This is a genomic window from Pseudomonas sp. D3-10, assembly GCF_051132175.1.
In the GTDB taxonomy this organism is placed as follows: Bacteria; Pseudomonadota; Gammaproteobacteria; order Pseudomonadales; family Pseudomonadaceae; genus Aquipseudomonas.
Genome location: NZ_CP071668.1, coordinates 847,709 through 865,157, shown reverse-complemented (window position 1 = coordinate 865,157; position 17,449 = coordinate 847,709). Strand labels below are relative to the sequence as shown.

Genomic DNA, 17,449 nt, shown 5'->3' with positions numbered 1-17,449 from the left:
GTAACCCTTTGTGAAACTTTGACTCGCGTAATTTTCGTTACCTGCCATTTTCAAGGCGAGACAAAAAAAACTATCGCCCCTGATTAAAGACGCTCATCACTGGCAGCGCCTTCAATCCCGCGGAACCCACGCGCCAGCAGGTACTGCTCGCGAGAACGGTCACGGGACGACAACGGCTTGCGCATCTGCACTTTGTCGAACAGCTTGCGGATACCCTTATGGTACTCATCGAAGCCCTCGCCCTGGAAAACCTTGATCAGGAAATCACCACCCGGACGCAGAACCCGCCCAGCCAGATCCAGGGCCAGCTCGCTCAAAAACATCGCACGAGGCATGTCGACAGCCGCTAATCCACTCATATTGGGGGCCATATCGGAAATCACAAGGTCGACTTCGGTATTTCCGACGGCCTCCAGGATTTTCGCCAACACCGCGTCTTCCGTGAAGTCGCCTTGGATGAAGGTGACATCGGGGATACCGTCCATTTCCAGGATATCGGACGCGATCAGCCGCCCCTGGCCGCCAATCAGACGACTGGTTACTTGCGACCAGCCTCCCGGCGCTGCGCCGAGATCGATCACGGTCATGCCAGGACGAATCAGGCGATCTTTTTCCTGGATCTCCAGCAATTTATAGCTGGCGCGCGAACGATAGCCGTCTTTTTGCGCCATTTTGACGTACGGGTCGTTGAAATGTTCTTTGAGCCAGTTCTGGCTAGTCTTGGAACGGGCCACGGGCCACCTCTAAAAAATAAATCGCGTCGTGATTAACTGGGCGGTCCCGGACTCGCTCGGGTAAACTGGCCGCCGCTTTTTACAAGATCAGACGCAGGGGTCAGATTATGCCGCTCACTCAAGAGCAGAAGAAACAATACAAATCCATTGGCCACCATCTGAAACCGGTTTTGACTGTGGCTGACAACGGTTTGACTGAGGGTGTGCTCGCCGAACTGGAACGCGCCTTGGGCGATCACGAGCTGATCAAGATCAAGCTCAACATCCTCGACCGCGAAGCCCGCCTGGCTGCCGTTGCCGAACTGTGTAAAGTCGGAAAGGCAGACCTCGTGCAGGTCATCGGCAAGATGGCGCTGATTTACCGCAAGAACTTCAGCGTCAACAAGCAATTGTCGAACGTTCACCGCTTCAAGTGATACCAAAGGGTCAAGGGTGTGCTTCGCACACCCTGCCGCTCCAGCCGGGAACCGGTTGCAACACTAGCACCAATCCGGAAAAGCCCAGTATCAGGTAACTGAATACCTGCCACTGCGTTGCACTTGGCCAACCGAGACGCACCGCCAGGAACATTCCGCATGCGTACAACGACATGAGCAGCAATTGCCCACGAATGTCGCGCCATAGACTGACAAAGCCCTCAGCCTGAACCAACACCAGCGCCTGAAACAGCACGCACGCTGCGGAAAATCCCACCAGCAGCGCCGTCAGCATGCTCGCGATTTCATCGATAAGCAGCGGCGCCAGGCCAATTTTGCCCAGTACCGGCAGCAGACCGATGTGCAGCAACCAGACGCCGCCCACCCACAACATCTGGGCGAGCTGCCAGATCATGGCGCCCGCTCGCAGCGGGCGGCTTCGTTCAGATATGACGGACTTCGACAATCTCATACTCGATGACACCGCCAGGCGTCTTCACGGCAACCACGTCACCCTCTTCCTTGGCAATCAAGGCACGGGCGATAGGGGAACCGACTGAAATCTTGCCGAGCTTGATGTCCGCCTCGTCCTCGCCAACGATCTGGTAAGTGACGCTTTCATCAGTCTCGACGTTGGCGATTTCCACGGTGGTGCCGAAAATCACTTTGCCAGTGTGCGGGATCGTGGTGACATCGATAATCACCGCGTTCTGCATACGGCCTTCGATGTCACGGATACGCGCCTCGACCATGCCCTGCTCTTCACGCGCAGCGTGGTATTCGGCGTTTTCCTTCAGGTCGCCCAGCTCACGAGCCTCACCGATGGCCTGGCTCAAGCGAGGACGCTCGACCTTGGTCAGGTGAGCGTGCTCTTCTTCCAGGGCGCGAGCGCCCTGAACGGTCATGGGGTACTTGGTTATGCTCATGCCTTCAATCCTGCATGTAGATCCTGCAAGCGACGTACGGTCTTCTCAGGGCCGAACTTGAGCGCTTCGCAGATCGCTTCGCCGGCAGCAATGGTCGTGGTGCAGTAGATCTTATGCTGCAGCGCATTGCGACGAATGGAATAGGAATCAGCGATCGACTGGCGACCTTCGGTGGTATTGATGATCAGCGTGACTTCGTCATTTTTGATCATGTCGACCACGTGCGGACGGCCCTCGGTCACCTTGTTCACGCGGCGCACTTTCAGGCCTGCTGCTTCGATCAGCTTGGCAGTACCGGCAGTGGCGACCACTTCGAAGCCCAAGTTGATCAGATCACGGGCCACGCCTGCAACCAGTGGCTTGTCGTCATCACGCACACTGATGAACGCCGTGCCACCCGTCGGCAACACTTCGCTGGCGCCCATCTGGGCCTTGGCGAAAGCCTCACCGAAAGTATCGCCCACGCCCATGACTTCACCGGTGGATTTCATTTCCGGGCCGAGGATCGGGTCAACACCCGGGAACTTGGCGAACGGGAACACCGCTTCTTTCACACTGTAGAAGTTCGGGATGATTTCCTTGGTAAAGCCCAGCTCTTGCAGGGTTTTGCCAGCCATGACCCGTGCAGCGATCATTGCCAGGGAAACACCGATGCACTTGGAAACGAACGGCACGGTGCGGGAAGCGCGCGGGTTGACTTCGATGACATAGATGTCTTCGCCCTGCAGGGCCAGTTGCACGTTCATCAGGCCGATGACGCCCAGCTCCAAGGCCATTTTCTTGACCTGTTCGCGCATCTCGTCCTGGATGTGCGCCGGCAGCGAGTAAGGTGGCAACGAGCAAGCGGAGTCACCGGAGTGAACACCGGCCTGTTCGATGTGCTGCATGATCGCGCCGATCACCACATCCTTGCCGTCGCTGACCGCATCCACGTCCATCTCGATGGCGCAGTTGAGGAAGTGGTCAAGCAATACCGGGCTATCGTTGGACACCTGGACCGCTTCGCGCAGGTAACGCTTGAGTTCGTCTTCCTGGTAGACGATTTCCATCGCGCGACCGCCCAGTACATAGGACGGACGAACAACCAACGGGTAGCCGATCTTCGCGGCGGCGCGAATGGCTTCGTCTTCGCTGCGCACGGTGGCGTTTGGCGGCTGGCGCAGGTTCAGGCGCTCGACCATCTGCTGGAAGCGCTCGCGGTCTTCCGCGCGGTCGATGGCATCCGGGCTGGTACCGATGATCGGCACGCCAGCGGCTTCAAGGGCGCGAGCCAGTTTCAGCGGGGTCTGGCCGCCGTATTGGACGATCACGCCCTTTGGCTTCTCGACGCGGACGATTTCCAGCACGTCTTCCAGGGTGACAGGCTCGAAGTACAGACGATCGGACGTGTCGTAATCAGTGGATACGGTTTCCGGGTTGCAGTTGACCATGATGGTCTCGTAACCGTCGTCGCGCAGGGCCAGTGCCGCGTGTACACAGCAGTAGTCGAATTCGATGCCCTGGCCGATCCGGTTGGGGCCGCCACCCAGGATCATGATCTTGTCACGACTCGACGGCGCGGCTTCGCACTCTTCTTCGTACGTGGAGTACAGGTAGGCGGTATCGGTGGCGAACTCAGCGGCGCAGGTGTCGACGCGCTTGTAGACCGGGAAAACCTCCAGCTTGTGACGATGGGCGCGAAGGCTCTTGTCGGTCACGCCCAGCAACTTGGCGAGGCGCTGGTCGGAGAAGCCTTTGCGCTTGAGGCGCAGCATCGTGTCGCGGTCAATGCTGGACATGCCCAGGGTCTTGACCTTCTCTTCTTCCTTGATCAGATCTTCGATCTGCACCAGGAACCAAGGATCGATCATGTTCATGCCGAAAATCTGTTCGACGGTCATGCCGGCGCGGAAGGCATCGGCCACGTACCAGATACGCTCGGCGCCCGGCACGGTTAGCTCGCGCTTGAGCTCGCTCATGCTTTCCGGGTTGCTCAGGTCCAGCTTCGGATCGAGGCCGCAAACACCCACTTCCAGGCCGCGAAGGGCTTTCTGCAGGGATTCCTGGAAGGTCCGGCCGATGGCCATGACTTCACCGACCGACTTCATCTGGGTGGTCAGGCGAGCGTCAGCCTTGGCGAACTTCTCGAAGGCGAAGCGTGGCAGCTTGGTCACGACGTAGTCGATGGACGGCTCGAAGGACGCCGGTGTCTTGCCGCCGGTGATGTCGTTCGACAGCTCGTCCAGGGTGTAGCCCACGGCTAGCTTGGCGGCGACCTTGGCGATCGGGAAACCGGTGGCCTTGGAGGCCAACGCCGAGGAACGGGACACCCGCGGGTTCATCTCGATGACCACCATGCGACCGGTGTTCGGGCAGATGCCGAACTGGACGTTGGAGCCGCCGGTTTCCACGCCGATCTCGCGCAATACCGCCAGGGAGGCGTTACGCAGGATCTGGTATTCCTTGTCCGTCAGGGTCTGGGCCGGCGCAACGGTGATCGAATCACCGGTGTGCACACCCATCGGGTCGAAGTTCTCGATGGAGCAGACGATGATGCAGTTGTCCTTTTTGTCGCGGACAACTTCCATTTCATATTCTTTCCAACCGATCAGGGATTCGTCGATCAGCAATTCCTTGGTCGGCGACAAATCGAGACCACGGGCGCAGATTTCTTCGAATTCTTCACGGTTGTAGGCGATGCCACCACCGGTGCCGCCCATGGTGAAGGACGGACGGATGATGCATGGGAAACCAAGGCGCTCCAGGACCGCGTTGGCTTCTTCCATGCTGTGGGCGATACCCGAGCGCGGACAGTCCAGGCCGATGGATTTCATCGCCTTGTCGAAACGCGAACGGTCCTCGGCCTTGTCGATGGTGTCGGCGTTGGCGCCGATCATTTCCACACCGAATTTCTCCAGGACGCCTTCGCGCTCCAGCTCAAGGGCGCAGTTCAGCGCGGTCTGGCCGCCCATGGTAGGCAGCAGAGCGTCCGGGCGCTCCTTCTCGATGATCTTGGCAACGGTTTGCCACTTGATCGGTTCGATGTAGGTGGCGTCGGCCATGGCCGGGTCGGTCATGATGGTGGCCGGGTTGGAGTTCACCAGGATGACGCGATAGCCCTCTTCGCGCAGGGCTTTGCAGGCCTGGGCGCCGGAGTAGTCGAATTCGCAGGCCTGGCCGATCACGATCGGGCCAGCGCCGAGAATCAGGATGCTTTTTATGTCTGTACGTTTTGGCATGGGTTTGTCACTCAAATCCGCAGGTCAGTCGGCTAGGCCGTCGAACAATCTTTGAAGCGCCCGAGGGGGCCGCCGTTTTCGGGGCCGCCCTCGGGCTTCACGCGGTCAGCGTCGCTTGGCCATCTCGTTGATGAAGCGATCGAACAGCGGCGCCACGTCGTTCGGGCCCGGGCTCGCTTCTGGGTGGCCCTGGAAGCTGAACGCGCTCTTGTCGGTACGCTCGATACCTTGCAGCGTGCCATCGAACAGCGACTTGTGAATCGCGCGCACGTTGGCCGGCAGGGTCGCTTCGTCGACTGCAAAACCGTGGTTCTGGCTGGTGATCATGACGACACCGGTGTCCAGGTCCTGGACCGGGTGGTTTGCACCATGATGGCCATGACCCATTTTGACGGTCTTGGCACCCGATGCCAGGGCAAGCAATTGGTGACCGAGGCAGATACCGAATACCGGAATCTCGGTTTCCAGCACATCCTTGATCGCCTGGATGGCGTAGTCGCAAGGCTCCGGGTCACCCGGGCCGTTGGACAGGAACACGCCATCAGGCTTGAGCGCCAGGACGTCAGCCGCCGGGGTTTGTGCTGGCACTACCGTCACGCGGCAGCCACGTGCGACCAGCATGCGCAGGATGTTCAACTTGACGCCGTAGTCGTACGCGACCACGTGGTACGGCAGCTCGGAGGCTTCGATCGTCGCGTGGTTGTCGGTTTTCAGATCCCAGACCGAGGAGCGCCACTCATATTGCTTCTGGGTGCTGACGACCTTCGCCAGGTCCATGCCCTTGAGGCCTGGAAACCCCTGGGCGGCGGCGATGGCCGCCTCTTCGGAAATGTTGTCGCCGGCCATGATGCAGCCGTTCTGCGCGCCTTTTTCCCGAAGGATGCGGGTCAGGCGGCGGGTATCGATACCGGCAATCGCCACGACATTGTTGGCTTTCAGGTAGTCGGAGAGGGACATCGTGTTACGCCAGTTGCTCGCTACCAGCGGCAAGTCGCGGATCACCAGGCCAGCGGACCAGACACGATCGGACTCAGCGTCTTCCGGCGTGGTGCCAGTGTTGCCGATGTGCGGATAGGTCAAGGTAACGATTTGTTGGGCGTAGGAAGGATCGGTAAGAATTTCCTGATAGCCGGTCATTGCGGTGTTGAACACCACCTCACCAACGGTCTGACCGTCGGCTCCAATGGCTTCGCCGCGAAAAATGCTGCCATCAGCAAGGGCGAGTATGGCTGGCTTAGTCAAGAAGACCTCCCGTAAATAAAGCCTGAAAGGGCGATCGCAGGTTGTAAAAAAGCGGAGTGACGTATGGACACGTCACCCCGCTTGTTCACTGAATTATTCTGCGCGCTTTTAGTGGACACACTAAAGCTGTAGCTTACAGAAAAAGGCTTTTTTGGTCCACCGCTAATGAGCCTGAAAGGCAGGGGAATGCGACAGGTCGTCGCGAAGCGGCGTAAAACGGGGCTCAGTATAACCTGAATCCCGTCTTCAGAGACATCAACGCAGGTCGAGAACATCCTGCATGTCGTACAAACCAGGCTCACGACCATCCAACCAAAGCGCGGCACGCACAGCGCCCTTGGCGAAGGTCATCCGGCTCGATGCCTTGTGGGTAATTTCCAAACGCTCGCCCTCAGTCGCGAACAGCACGGTGTGATCACCCACCACATCGCCGCCACGCACGGTCGCGAAACCGATGGTGTCTCTGTCCCGAGCACCGGTATGCCCCTGGCGCCCGTACACGGCCACTTCCTGCAAATCGCGACCCAGCGCATCGGCAATCACTTCACCCATGCGCAACGCGGTGCCCGAAGGCGCATCGATCTTGTGCCGGTGATGTGCCTCGATGATTTCGATATCCGCATCGTCGCCCAACACTCGAGCAGTCAAGTCCAGCAACTTCAGCGACAGGTTCACGCCGACGCTAAAGTTCGCCGCAAATACAATCGGGATGTCCTTGCCTGCGTCGGCCAGCAATTGCTTTTGCGCGGCATCCAGGCCGGTCGTGCCGATCACCATGGCCTTGCCAGCCTTGCGGCAGATGGCAAGGTTCTTGAGCATCACTTCCGGAAGGGTGAAATCGATCAGGACGTCAAACTCGTCGAGCACCTTTTCCAGCCCACCGGACATTGGCACGCCGATACGCCCAAGCGAGGCCAACTCGCCAGCATCGGCGCCTACCAGCGTACTGTCGGGCCTCACGATGGCAGCGGTCAGGCCCGAAAGCGGCGAGCGTTGCTGCACCGCTTCGACCAGCGCCTTGCCCATGCGCCCCGCGGCGCCCATCACAGCAATACGTCGCATGCCCACTCCTTACAGGTCGCCGAAGAAGCGCTTCACGCCTTCGAACCAGCCAGTGGTTTTAGGGGAGTGGCTATTGTCATCCGCCAACGAGCTGCGGAACTCTTCCAACAGTTCTCGCTGACGCCGGCTCAGGTTGACCGGTGTCTCTACCGCAACGCGGCACATCAGGTCACCCGCACCACCGCCACGCACCGGCGCCACGCCCTTGCCGCGAATCCGGAATTGCTTGCCTGTTTGCGTCCCCTCAGGGATCTTCAGCTTGACGCGACCATCGAGGGTCGGGATTTCCAGCTCGCCACCCAGCGCCGCATCGACGAAGCTGATAGGCACTTCGCAGAACAAGTGCTTGCCGTCACGCTGGAAGATCGCGTGTTCGCGCACGTTGATGACCACATACAAGTCGCCAGTCGGACCACCCTGGGCACCTGCCTCGCCTTCGCCGGACAGGCGGATACGGTCGCCCGTGTCGACACCGGCCGGCACTTTCACCGACAGCGTCTTGTACTCTTCGACACGCCCTTCGCCATGGCAGGCATCGCACGGATCGGAAATGATCTTGCCTTGGCCATGGCAGCGCGGACAGGTCTGCTGGACCGAGAAGAAGCCTTGCTGCATGCGAACCTGGCCGATACCGCCACAGGTAGGGCAAGTGACTGGCGAGGAACCCTTCTTGGCACCCGAGCCGTCGCATGGTTTGCAATTGACCAGCGTCGGAACACGGATATTGACCGTGGTCCCCCGCACCGCCTCCTCGAGGCTCAGCTCCAGCGTGTAGCGCAGGTCACTGCCTCGCTGGGCGCCACCACGGGCACCGCCACGGCCGCCACCGAAGAAATCACTGAACACATCGCCGAAAATATCGGAGAAGTTCTGTCCGCCGAAACCGGCACCGCCGCCACCCATGCTAGGGTCGACACCGGCATGGCCGTACTGGTCGTAAGCCGCGCGTTTGCTGGAATCGGACAGGACTTCATAGGCCTCGTTGGCCTCCTTGAACATCTCTTCCGAAGCCTTGTCGCCGGGATTACGGTCCGGGTGGTGTTTCATCGCCAGGCGACGATAGGCCTTCTTCAGCTCTGCTTCGCTGGCCCCCCGCTCAACACCCAATACTTCGTAAAAATCACGTTTTGCCATTAGTCTTTGCACTCTTATAGGACGTTCGGCAAACCTCTCCTGAACCTCGCCAAACTCGTTGGGCCTCCATACAGGCCCGAACCCAACTCACGTCGATTCAACGATCCTGGTCTCGGTGCATATCGCCCGGAAAGCAGGAGCATTCCCGAACCCACCGTCAGCACCCGAGCTTTGTCGCATGCTGCAAAAATTCGCTGCCTCCAGACACGCCAACGCGGGAGCAAGCTCCCGCGCGGCGACATCCTACCAGCCACCGCACAAAAGCAGTCAACCGGCCGACCAACAAGCGATTACTTGTTGTCTTTCACTTCTTCGAACTCAGCGTCGACGACATCGTCGGTTTTCTCGGCCGACTCGCCTTGCGGCGCTGCGCCTTCAGCGGGCTGGGCCTGCTCGGCATACATCTTCTGAGCCACTGGCGCGGAGACTTTCGACAACTCTTCGATCTTCGCTTCGATGGCCGCCTTGTCGTCGCCTTTGACGGCAGCTTCAAGAGCAACTACAGCCGCTTCGATCGCCGTTTTTTCTTCGGCGGTCACTTTGTCACCGGCGTCAGCGATCATCTTGCGAGTCGAGTGCACCAAGGCATCGCCCTGGTTACGCGCGCTTGCCAGCTCTTCGAACTTGCGGTCTTCCTCGGCGTTGACTTCAGCGTCGCGAACCATCTGCTGAATTTCTTCTTCGGACAGGCCGGAGTTGGCCTTGATCACGATCGACTGGGTCTTGCCGGTGGCCTTGTCTTTCGCGCCGACATGCAGGATGCCGTTGGCGTCGATGTCGAAGGTCACTTCGATCTGTGGCACGCCACGTGGAGCCGGTGGAATCTCGGCCAGGTCGAACTTGCCCAACGACTTGTTCTGGGCGGCTTGCTTACGCTCGCCTTGCAGCACGTGGATGGTCACGGCGCTCTGGTTGTCATCGGCAGTCGAGAACACCTGGGATTTCTTGGTAGGAATCGTGGTGTTTTTCTCGATCAGCGCAGTCATCACGCCGCCCATGGTTTCGATACCCAGGGTCAGCGGGCTGACGTCGAGCAGCAGAACGTCCTTCACGTCACCAGCCAGAACGGCGCCCTGGATGGCGGCACCCATGGCAACGGCTTCGTCAGGGTTCACATCCTTACGAGCTTCTTTACCGAAGAAATCGGTTACCAGCTTCTGCACCAGCGGCATACGGGTCTGGCCGCCGACCAGGATCACGTCGTTGATCGAACCCACGTCGATACCGGCGTCTTTCATCGCAATGCGGCAAGGCTCGATGGTGCGCTGAACCAGGTCTTCAACCAGCGCTTCGAGCTTGGCGCGGGAAATCTTCACGTTCAGGTGCTTCGGACCGGTGGCGTCTGCGGTGATGTACGGCAGGTTGACGTCGGTCGACTGGCTCGAGGACAGTTCGATCTTGGCTTTTTCAGCGGCTTCTTTGAGGCGCTGCATTGCCAGCGGGTCACCCTTGAGGTTCATGCCGCTTTCTTTCTTGAACTCATCGACGAGGTAGTCGATCAGGCGGATGTCGAAGTCCTCACCACCGAGGAACGTGTCGCCGTTGGTCGCCAGCACTTCGAACTGGTGCTCGCCGTCGACTTCAGCGATCTCGATCACGGAAACGTCGAAGGTACCGCCACCCAGGTCGTAAACGATCACGGTGTGATCGCCCTTGGCCTTGTCCATGCCGTAGGCCAGAGCGGCCGCGGTTGGTTCGTTGATGATGCGTTTTACGTCCAGGCCCGCGATGCGGCCGGCGTCTTTGGTCGCCTGACGCTGGCTGTCGTTGAAGTAAGCAGGGACAGTGATAACAGCCTCGGTCACTGCCTCGCCGAGGTAATCTTCGGCGGTTTTCTTCATTTTCTTCAGGATTTCAGCCGAGATCTGTGGCGGCGCCATTTTCTGGCCGTTCACTTCAACCCAGGCGTCGCCGTTGTCAGCCTTGGCGATCTTGTAAGGCACCATCTTGATGTCTTTCTGAACGACTTCTTCGTCGAACTTGCGACCGATCAGACGCTTCACCGCGTACAGGGTGTTATGCGGATTGGTCACAGCCTGGCGCTTGGCGGACTGACCCACCAGGATTTCGCCATCGTTGGCGTACGCGATGATCGACGGCGTGGTGCGCGCGCCTTCAGCGTTTTCAATAACCTTGGCCTTGCCGTTTTCCAGCACGGAGACGCACGAGTTGGTGGTCCCCAGGTCGATACCGATAATTTTGCCCATCTTGACTCTCCCGGAACTTGGATTTTGTTGCCGCAGCATTGGTGGTTAACTGCGGTAGCACTTAAACGCTTGACTTCTTAATGGGGCCGTTTCGCCCGATTTCAAGCCTGCTCATCAATAGAAGGCGAAACCGGCGCTGGCGCCTTGCTGACCACAACCATGGCCGGGCGCAGCAGGCGACCGTTGAGCAGATAGCCCTTCTGGAACACTTTCAGCACGCTGTTTGGCTCGACGTCTGCACTTTCCTGCATCGCCATGGCCTGATGGTGCTCGGCGTTGAAGGGTTCACCGTGAGGATCGATCGCTTCTAGCTGGTAACGCTTGAGCGTGTCCTGGAACATTTTCAGGGTCAGCTCGATGCCTTCACGCATTGGACGGATGTTCTCGTCGTCCGGGTTGGACAGCTCCAGACCCCGCTCCAGGCTGTCGATGATCGGCAGCAGGTCGCCAGCAAAACGTTCCAGGGCGAACTTATGAGCCTTTTCCACATCCTGCTCGGCACGACGGCGGACGTTCTGCAGATCGGCTGCTACACGCAACGCCTGATCCTGCGCACCGGCCAGTTGCTCTTCGAGCACTTGTACACGTGCCGCCAGGTCTTCACCCGAATCCTGGGGAGCCTGATTGGCGTCTAGATTTTGGGTGTCCTGCGTCTGTTCGTCAGCCATAGATTTCTCCTTTCAATTTCGTCCGCGAGCTCGACTCGCGCTTCTGCCCCGGTATATGGGGCCGGGTTTTCCAGCTTCAAGGGCCATCTGACGAATTAACCCTACAAAAGGCAGCAGCATAATCATTCCACGCAGCACTAAGGAATCTGTTGGTCCAAGCAAATCGAGCTAAGCGCAGGCATTGTCAGTGCGAAACAAAACACTGTATAAATAACCAGACCTAATGCCTGGGAGCGGCCTTATGCTGGTGCACCTGTCCGTACACAACTACGCCATCGTCGAACATCTCGACCTCGAACTCGATCGAGGCATGAGCGTGATTACCGGTGAAACCGGTGCCGGCAAATCGATCATGCTCGACGCCCTGGGACTGACACTTGGCGACCGCGCTGACAGCGGCGTGGTACGTCCCGGTGCGGAAAAGGCCGACATCCTGGCGACATTCGACCTCGTCGACATCCCCGAAGCCAGCGCCTGGCTGGCCGAGCGCGACCTGGACACCGATGGGCTGTGCATCCTGCGCCGGGTCATCACCGCCGAAGGCCGCTCCCGAGGCTATATCAACGGCACCCCTTGCCCCCTCGGCGACCTCAAGGCACTCGGCGAACTGCTGATCGATATTCACAGCCAGCATGAACACCAATCGCTGCTCAAGACCGACACCCATCGTCGCTTGCTCGACGAGTACGCGGGTGCCACCGACCTGGCCCGCCAGGTTCAATTGGCCGCCCAACGCTGGCGACAGACCCGGCAGGAACTGGATCGACTTTCCAACTCAGGCGATGAACAACGGGCCCGCCACCAACTGTTGAGCTACCAGCTTGAAGAGCTGGAAAACCTGGCCCTGGGCGAAAACGAGCTGGAGGAACTTGAGCAGGAGCACAAGAACCTGACCAATGCCGAGGCACTCCTCGGTGTCTGTCGGCAAGTGGTCGAGCAATGCAGCGAAAGTGATTCCGGCAATGTGCTCAGTGCGCTGACCGCAAGCATCAACCGACTTTCCAGCGTCAGCAATGCCGTGGGAGCCCTGGGCGAAGCGAGCAACCTGCTGACCAGCGCCCAGATCCAGGTCGAAGAAGCCGTCGGGGAGTTGAACCGTTTCCTTGATCATTTCGATGCCGACCCGGCACGCCTCCAGTTTCTGGAAGAGCGCCTGGACACTATCTATACGCTGGCCCGCAAGCATCGCGTCCAGCCAACCGATGTCGTCGAACTGCAGCAACGGCTGCTGGAGGAACTGGAAAGCCTGAACGCCAATGATGAATCCATCGAGCGGCTCGGGGATGAACTGGCGTCCTTTGCGCGCCATTACCAGGAAAAGGCCAAGGAGCTCAGCGAATTGCGCCGACAAGCCGCAACGGGCTTGGCGAGCGCGGTAGAACAGGAGATCCAGCGCCTGGGCATGCCAGGGGGCCGATTCACCATCGAACTGCACCCTAACGGCGGTGATGATCTTCAGCCTAACGGGCTGGAGCAAGTGGAACTGCTGGTCAGCGCCAACCCCGGGCAACCCCTTAAGGCATTGGCAAAAGTGGCTTCCGGCGGCGAGCTGTCGCGTATCAGTCTGGCCATCCAGGTGATCACAGCGCAGACATCGCGGGTGCCAACGCTGGTGTTCGACGAGGTGGATGTCGGCATTGGCGGCCCTACGGCGGAAATTGTCGGCCAGTTGCTGCGCAGATTGGGCGAGCGTGGACAGGTCCTGACGGTCACTCACCTGCCCCAGGTTGCCGCCCAGGGACACCAACATCTATTTGTCCACAAGGTGCGCGGCGAAGACGCCACTCGTACCGCAGTGTCCAAACTCAACAAAAATGAACGCGTGGAAGAAGTCGCTCGGATGCTCGGAGGAATAGACCTGACCAAGGAATCCTTGGCCCACGCTAAAAAAATGGTGGTTGCGGCGAAAACCTGACATAGGCCGTTGAAAAAAAGAAGGCGACCCGAGGGTCGCCTTCTTTTGTTCTGAGGGCCTGAGCCCACGTCACAAGCTTATTTGCGCTTGCGCACATGCAGGACGAGATGGTGATCGATCAGCTCGAAGCCATACTCCTCAGCAATAGCCTTTTGCAGTTGCTCGATTTCAGGGCTGATGAATTCGATGACTTCACGGGTCTCAACATCCACCATATGGTCATGGTGCTCCCCGTCAGCCAATTCAAAGACAGCATGACCGCCATCGAAGTTATGACGAGCGACCAGCCCGGCAGCTTCGAATTGAGTCAAGACACGGTAGACCGTGGCCAGACCGACATCCTCGCCAGCTTCCATGAGCGCCTTATAGACGTCTTCGGCACTCATGTGGCGCTGCTCGGCAGAGTCGAGCATTTGCAGAATCTTGACCCTTGGCAGGGTCACTTTGAGGCCGGCTTTGCGTAGTTCGCTATTTTCAACCATGGTCAGCTTTCTCGCGATGCTGCTTCGCAGCTTCTCTTAATGCGGGTATGATCGGTGTTTACGTTGTCCCAGCCAAGATAGTGGAAGTCGCCCACCGATGCAAAACACCAAGCTCTTGCTAACCAGTTTCACCTTCGTGGGACTGCTCGCACTCGCCGGTTGTTCATTCCCCGGGGTTTACAAAATCGACATCCAGCAGGGCAATGTCGTCACGCAGGACATGATAGACCAGTTACGCCCGGGAATGACCCGCCGGCAAGTACGGTTTATCATGGGCAACCCTCTGTTGACCGACACGTTTCATGCCGATCGCTGGGATTACCTGTACAGCTTGCAGCCAGGCGGCGGCGAGCGGCAGCAGGAACGCATCAGCGTTATTTTCAATGCCAATGATCAACTCGTCAGCTTGTCGGGAGATTTCATGCCCGGCGTGAGCCGCGACGAGGCCATCATGGGCAAGGATAGCGGCACCACGGTCACCGACCCGACCCAGAACACCGAACAGCCGAAACCGGAAAAACCGGCCAAGCCAGGTTCGCTGCTGGATCAGATCCAGAAGGACGTGGACAACGTCGAGACCGTACCTGTCCCGACGCCAGAACCTCTGGACACCTCGCCGCAATAAATCGCGACAATAAAAAACCCGGCATGCCGGGTTTTTTATTGCCTGCAATACAAGCCAGTTTTTTACTCAGTTCGACGAGCCTGGGCTGCCTTGGCCGCCCGCAGGCGACGAATTTCCTTGGGATCAGCCAACAATGGCCGGTAAATCTCAAGCCGGTCGGCTGGCTGCACCAGCTGCCGGTCCGGATCAGCAACCACCCGACCAAAAATCCCGATCGGACTCGTCGTCAAATCCAGCTCCGGAAAATCCGCAGCGATACCCGACGCCATCAGGGCAGCACGAACGGACGTCCCTTCCTTGACGGCGAATCGTCGCAATACCTGACGATCGACACCGGCATACACCACTTCTATCTCAATCAACGCTTGAGCTCGGCATTCTGCTTGGCACGCTGGCAAAAAGCGTCGACCAGGGTGTTGGCCGCCTGATTGAACAACGGGCCTAACGTCGCCCGCACCAGCGGCCCGGCGTAATCGAACGACAGGTCCAGGCTGATCTTGCAGGCTTTCTCACCCAGCGCCTTGAACACCCAGACGCCATGGAGCTGATTGAAAGGCCCTTCCTCAAGGTTCATCTCGATGGACTGGCCCGGCACCAAGGTGTTACGAGTGACAAAGTGCTGGCTCAACCCGCCCTTGGCGACATTGAGGCTCGCGCGCATATGGGTTTCGGAGCTTTCGAGCACCTCGGCGGACGAGCACCAGGGCAGGAATTGCGGGTAACTCGCCACGTCGTTGACCAAGTCGTACAGCGCCTGGGCCGGATAGGGCAGGAGGGCCGAGCGTTGAATATGTGTCGTCATGTAAGCGTCACTTCCACAGCTGGGTGGCAAACACTACAAGAATGCCAATGGGCGCCACATAGCGCATCAAGAACAGACTCAAGGCGAACAATACAGGACTGCGTAGCGACAGCTCATCGCGCACGGCTTCACGCCCCATGATCCACCCTGCAAACACCACGAAACACAAACCGCCCAAGGGCAACATGATCCGCGACGTGAAAAAATCAATCACACCGAAGAAATCCAACCCTCCGGTTGCTCCCCACTGATAGAGGTGGAACAGGTCGCCTTCGTTCACGAAAAACTTTGCCTGCTTCCATATATTGAAGGAAAAAACCGTACCCAGCCCCACGAACCAGCAAGTGAAAGCCAGCCAGAAAGTCACCCAGGCACGACTGAGGCGAGTCCGCTCAACCAGATAAGCCACCATCGGCTCTAGCAAGGAAATGGCCGAACTCCAGGCGGCAATCGCCACCAGGACAAAAAACACCACGCCCATCACTTGGCCGAACGCCATGCTGCCGAAGGCAAATGGCAGGCTGACGAACATCAGCCCCGGCCCCTCGCTAGGGTTCAGGCCAGCAGCGAACACAATGGGAAACAATGCCACCCCAGCCAACAACGACACGAAGGTGTCCAGCAGCGCAACGCCGACGACTGTCTTGGTGAGAGAGGCGCTCTTGGGCATGTAGGCGCCGTAGATCATGATCGAACCGACCCCCACGCTCAGAGAGAAAAAAGCGTGCCCCATGGCCGGCAACAGTCCATCCATGACTTTTTCTGGCTGGAAATCGAACATGAAATGCACGCCCTCCATGAAGTGCCCCGTGGTCATGCTGTAGCCCAGCAGCACCAGGATCATCACGAACAGCAGCGGCATCATGATTCGCAGGCTGCGCTCAAGGCCCGCGACGACACCACGGGCAATCACGACGGCGGAAAGCACCATGAACAGCGTGTGCCAGAGCGTCAGCCTCCAGGGATCGGCAATCACGCTCCCAAAGTAGGCGCCAACCTGATCGGGCGTTGCGTTCTGGAAGTCGCCGCGCCCCATGTCGATGATGTAGTCCAGCGACCAGCCACCGACCACGCTATAGAACGACAGGATCAGCAGCGCCGTGATCATCCCGGCGAATGCGCCCCAGGACCACTTCGACGAATGCCCCGCCTCCACCGCCAGCACTTTCAGGGCATTGGCCGGACTTTGCCGGGCGCGACGACCGATAAGCGTCTCAGCCAACATCACCGGCGCACCGATCAGCGCGATGCACGCCAGGAACATCAGCACGAAGGCGCCGCCGCCATAGACACCGACCATGTACGGAAACTTCCAGATACTACCCAGCCCGACGGCCGAACCGGTCGCGGCGAATATGAAGACCCAGCGGCTAGCCCAACTGCCGTGGACAGAAACCTTGTCTGTCGACATCGTGATCACGCCCAAGCGTTCAAAAAAGAGGCCGCATTGTCCGGGATTCATGCAACCTGCTCAAGCACACAGGTTCACCGTAGCCGACACGCACGCAACTGCCTATAATGCCGCCCCTATGGCTAAACAGAAGAAACACCCCACAGGGACCATCGCGCAAAACAAAAAGGCGCGACACGATTACTTCATCGAACAACGTTTCGAGGCTGGCATGGTCCTGGCCGGTTGGGAAGTAAAGAGCTTGCGTGCCGGCAAGGCGCAACTGGTCGACAGTTATGTCTTGCTCAAGGACGGCGAAGCATGGCTGCTGGGCAGTCATATCACGCCGCTGACCACCGCCAGCACCCACGTCATCGCCGACCCTGTGCGCTCGCGCAAGCTGCTGCTCAACAAGCGCGAGCTGGAGAAGCTCTTCGCTTCCGTGCAGCAGAAGGGTTATGCCTGCGTCTGTACATCGCTGTACTGGAGCAAGCACTTGATCAAGTGCGAGATCGCGCTGGGCAAGGGCAAGAAGGAATACGACAAGCGTGATACCGAACGCGAGCGCGATGCCGGTCGCGAATTGCAACGTGCGGTGCGCAACAAGGGCAAGGAAGAGTAGCCAGCC

At 58.9% G+C, this 17,449-nt stretch carries 17 protein-coding genes; 4 read left to right on the top strand and 13 right to left on the bottom strand.

Annotated features, from left to right (window positions below; genetic code table 11):
- Positions 1-83: 83 nt before the first annotated feature.
- On the bottom strand, positions 84-734 hold the full coding sequence (gene rlmE, locus J3P90_RS03710; RefSeq protein ID WP_039592319.1) for a 23S rRNA (uridine(2552)-2'-O)-methyltransferase RlmE: 651 nt from the start codon (positions 732-734) through the stop codon (positions 84-86).
- A gap of 107 nt (positions 735-841) precedes the next feature.
- Between rlmE and J3P90_RS03705 the strand changes: the two genes are divergently transcribed.
- Positions 842-1,150, top strand: a complete 309-nt coding sequence (locus J3P90_RS03705; RefSeq protein WP_181287543.1) for a YhbY family RNA-binding protein — start codon at positions 842-844, stop codon at positions 1,148-1,150.
- A 10-nt stretch (positions 1,151-1,160) separates the two neighbouring features.
- On the opposite strand, the gene J3P90_RS03700 is transcribed toward J3P90_RS03705, so the two are convergent.
- From J3P90_RS03700 to grpE, 8 genes are all read right to left on the bottom strand, one after another.
- A complete protein-coding gene (locus J3P90_RS03700; RefSeq protein WP_420765582.1) occupies positions 1,161-1,565 on the bottom strand; it encodes an MFS transporter in 405 nt (134 codons plus the stop codon).
- A 28-nt stretch (positions 1,566-1,593) separates the two neighbouring features.
- Entirely contained in the window at positions 1,594-2,070 is a 477-nt protein-coding gene (greA, locus tag J3P90_RS03695) for a transcription elongation factor GreA (protein WP_420765659.1), read from the bottom strand.
- Between the two features lie 2 nt (positions 2,071-2,072).
- A complete protein-coding gene (carB, locus tag J3P90_RS03690) occupies positions 2,073-5,294 on the bottom strand; it encodes a carbamoyl-phosphate synthase large subunit (protein WP_420765583.1) in 3,222 nt (1,073 codons plus the stop codon).
- A 105-nt stretch (positions 5,295-5,399) separates the two neighbouring features.
- Positions 5,400-6,536 (bottom strand): glutamine-hydrolyzing carbamoyl-phosphate synthase small subunit, encoded by a 1,137-nt coding sequence (gene carA / locus J3P90_RS03685; protein WP_434648983.1) that lies wholly within the window; start codon positions 6,534-6,536, stop codon positions 5,400-5,402.
- A gap of 255 nt (positions 6,537-6,791) precedes the next feature.
- Complete coding sequence (gene dapB / locus J3P90_RS03680; RefSeq protein WP_420765585.1) at positions 6,792-7,598, bottom strand: 4-hydroxy-tetrahydrodipicolinate reductase; 807 nt, start codon at positions 7,596-7,598, stop codon at positions 6,792-6,794.
- Positions 7,599-7,607: 9 nt separating this feature from the next.
- Positions 7,608-8,732 carry a molecular chaperone DnaJ gene (gene dnaJ / locus J3P90_RS03675; RefSeq protein ID WP_420765586.1) on the bottom strand — a complete coding sequence of 375 codons (1,125 nt, stop codon included), beginning with the start codon at positions 8,730-8,732 and terminating at the stop codon, positions 7,608-7,610.
- Positions 8,733-9,022: 290 nt separating this feature from the next.
- Positions 9,023-10,939 (bottom strand): molecular chaperone DnaK, encoded by a 1,917-nt coding sequence (gene dnaK, locus J3P90_RS03670; protein ID WP_420765587.1) that lies wholly within the window; start codon positions 10,937-10,939, stop codon positions 9,023-9,025.
- 101 nt (positions 10,940-11,040) lie between these two features.
- Positions 11,041-11,607 (bottom strand): nucleotide exchange factor GrpE, encoded by a 567-nt coding sequence (gene grpE / locus J3P90_RS03665; RefSeq protein ID WP_039592327.1) that lies wholly within the window; start codon positions 11,605-11,607, stop codon positions 11,041-11,043.
- Between the two features lie 241 nt (positions 11,608-11,848).
- Between grpE and recN the strand changes: the two genes are divergently transcribed.
- Positions 11,849-13,522, top strand: a complete 1,674-nt coding sequence (gene recN, locus J3P90_RS03660) for a DNA repair protein RecN (protein WP_420765588.1) — start codon at positions 11,849-11,851, stop codon at positions 13,520-13,522.
- 77 nt (positions 13,523-13,599) lie between these two features.
- Here the strand turns inward: recN and fur are convergent, their stop codons facing one another.
- The gene (fur, locus tag J3P90_RS03655; protein ID WP_420765589.1) at positions 13,600-14,004 is read right to left on the bottom strand and encodes a ferric iron uptake transcriptional regulator; all 405 of its coding nucleotides are present in this window, start codon (positions 14,002-14,004) and stop codon (positions 13,600-13,602) included.
- Between the two features lie 97 nt (positions 14,005-14,101).
- On the opposite strand from fur, the gene bamE reads away from it, so the two are divergent.
- The gene (bamE, locus tag J3P90_RS03650) at positions 14,102-14,629 is read left to right on the top strand and encodes an outer membrane protein assembly factor BamE (RefSeq protein WP_039592330.1); all 528 of its coding nucleotides are present in this window, start codon (positions 14,102-14,104) and stop codon (positions 14,627-14,629) included.
- Between the two features lie 62 nt (positions 14,630-14,691).
- On the opposite strand, the gene J3P90_RS03645 is transcribed toward bamE, so the two are convergent.
- From J3P90_RS03645 to J3P90_RS03635, 3 genes are read right to left on the bottom strand one after another with little or no spacing between them, the layout of a single operon-like run.
- Complete coding sequence (locus J3P90_RS03645; protein ID WP_434675848.1) at positions 14,692-14,991, bottom strand: RnfH family protein; 300 nt, start codon at positions 14,989-14,991, stop codon at positions 14,692-14,694.
- On the bottom strand, positions 14,988-15,431 hold the full coding sequence (locus J3P90_RS03640; protein ID WP_420765592.1) for a type II toxin-antitoxin system RatA family toxin: 444 nt from the start codon (positions 15,429-15,431) through the stop codon (positions 14,988-14,990). The genes J3P90_RS03645 and J3P90_RS03640 overlap by 4 nt, the downstream gene beginning before the upstream one ends.
- Before the next feature lie 7 nt (positions 15,432-15,438).
- Positions 15,439-16,842 (bottom strand): sodium-dependent transporter, encoded by a 1,404-nt coding sequence (locus J3P90_RS03635; RefSeq protein ID WP_434627872.1) that lies wholly within the window; start codon positions 16,840-16,842, stop codon positions 15,439-15,441.
- A gap of 118 nt (positions 16,843-16,960) precedes the next feature.
- On the opposite strand from J3P90_RS03635, the gene smpB reads away from it, so the two are divergent.
- Entirely contained in the window at positions 16,961-17,443 is a 483-nt protein-coding gene (gene smpB / locus J3P90_RS03630; RefSeq protein ID WP_434560725.1) for an SsrA-binding protein SmpB, read from the top strand.
- Positions 17,444-17,449: the final 6 nt, after the last annotated feature.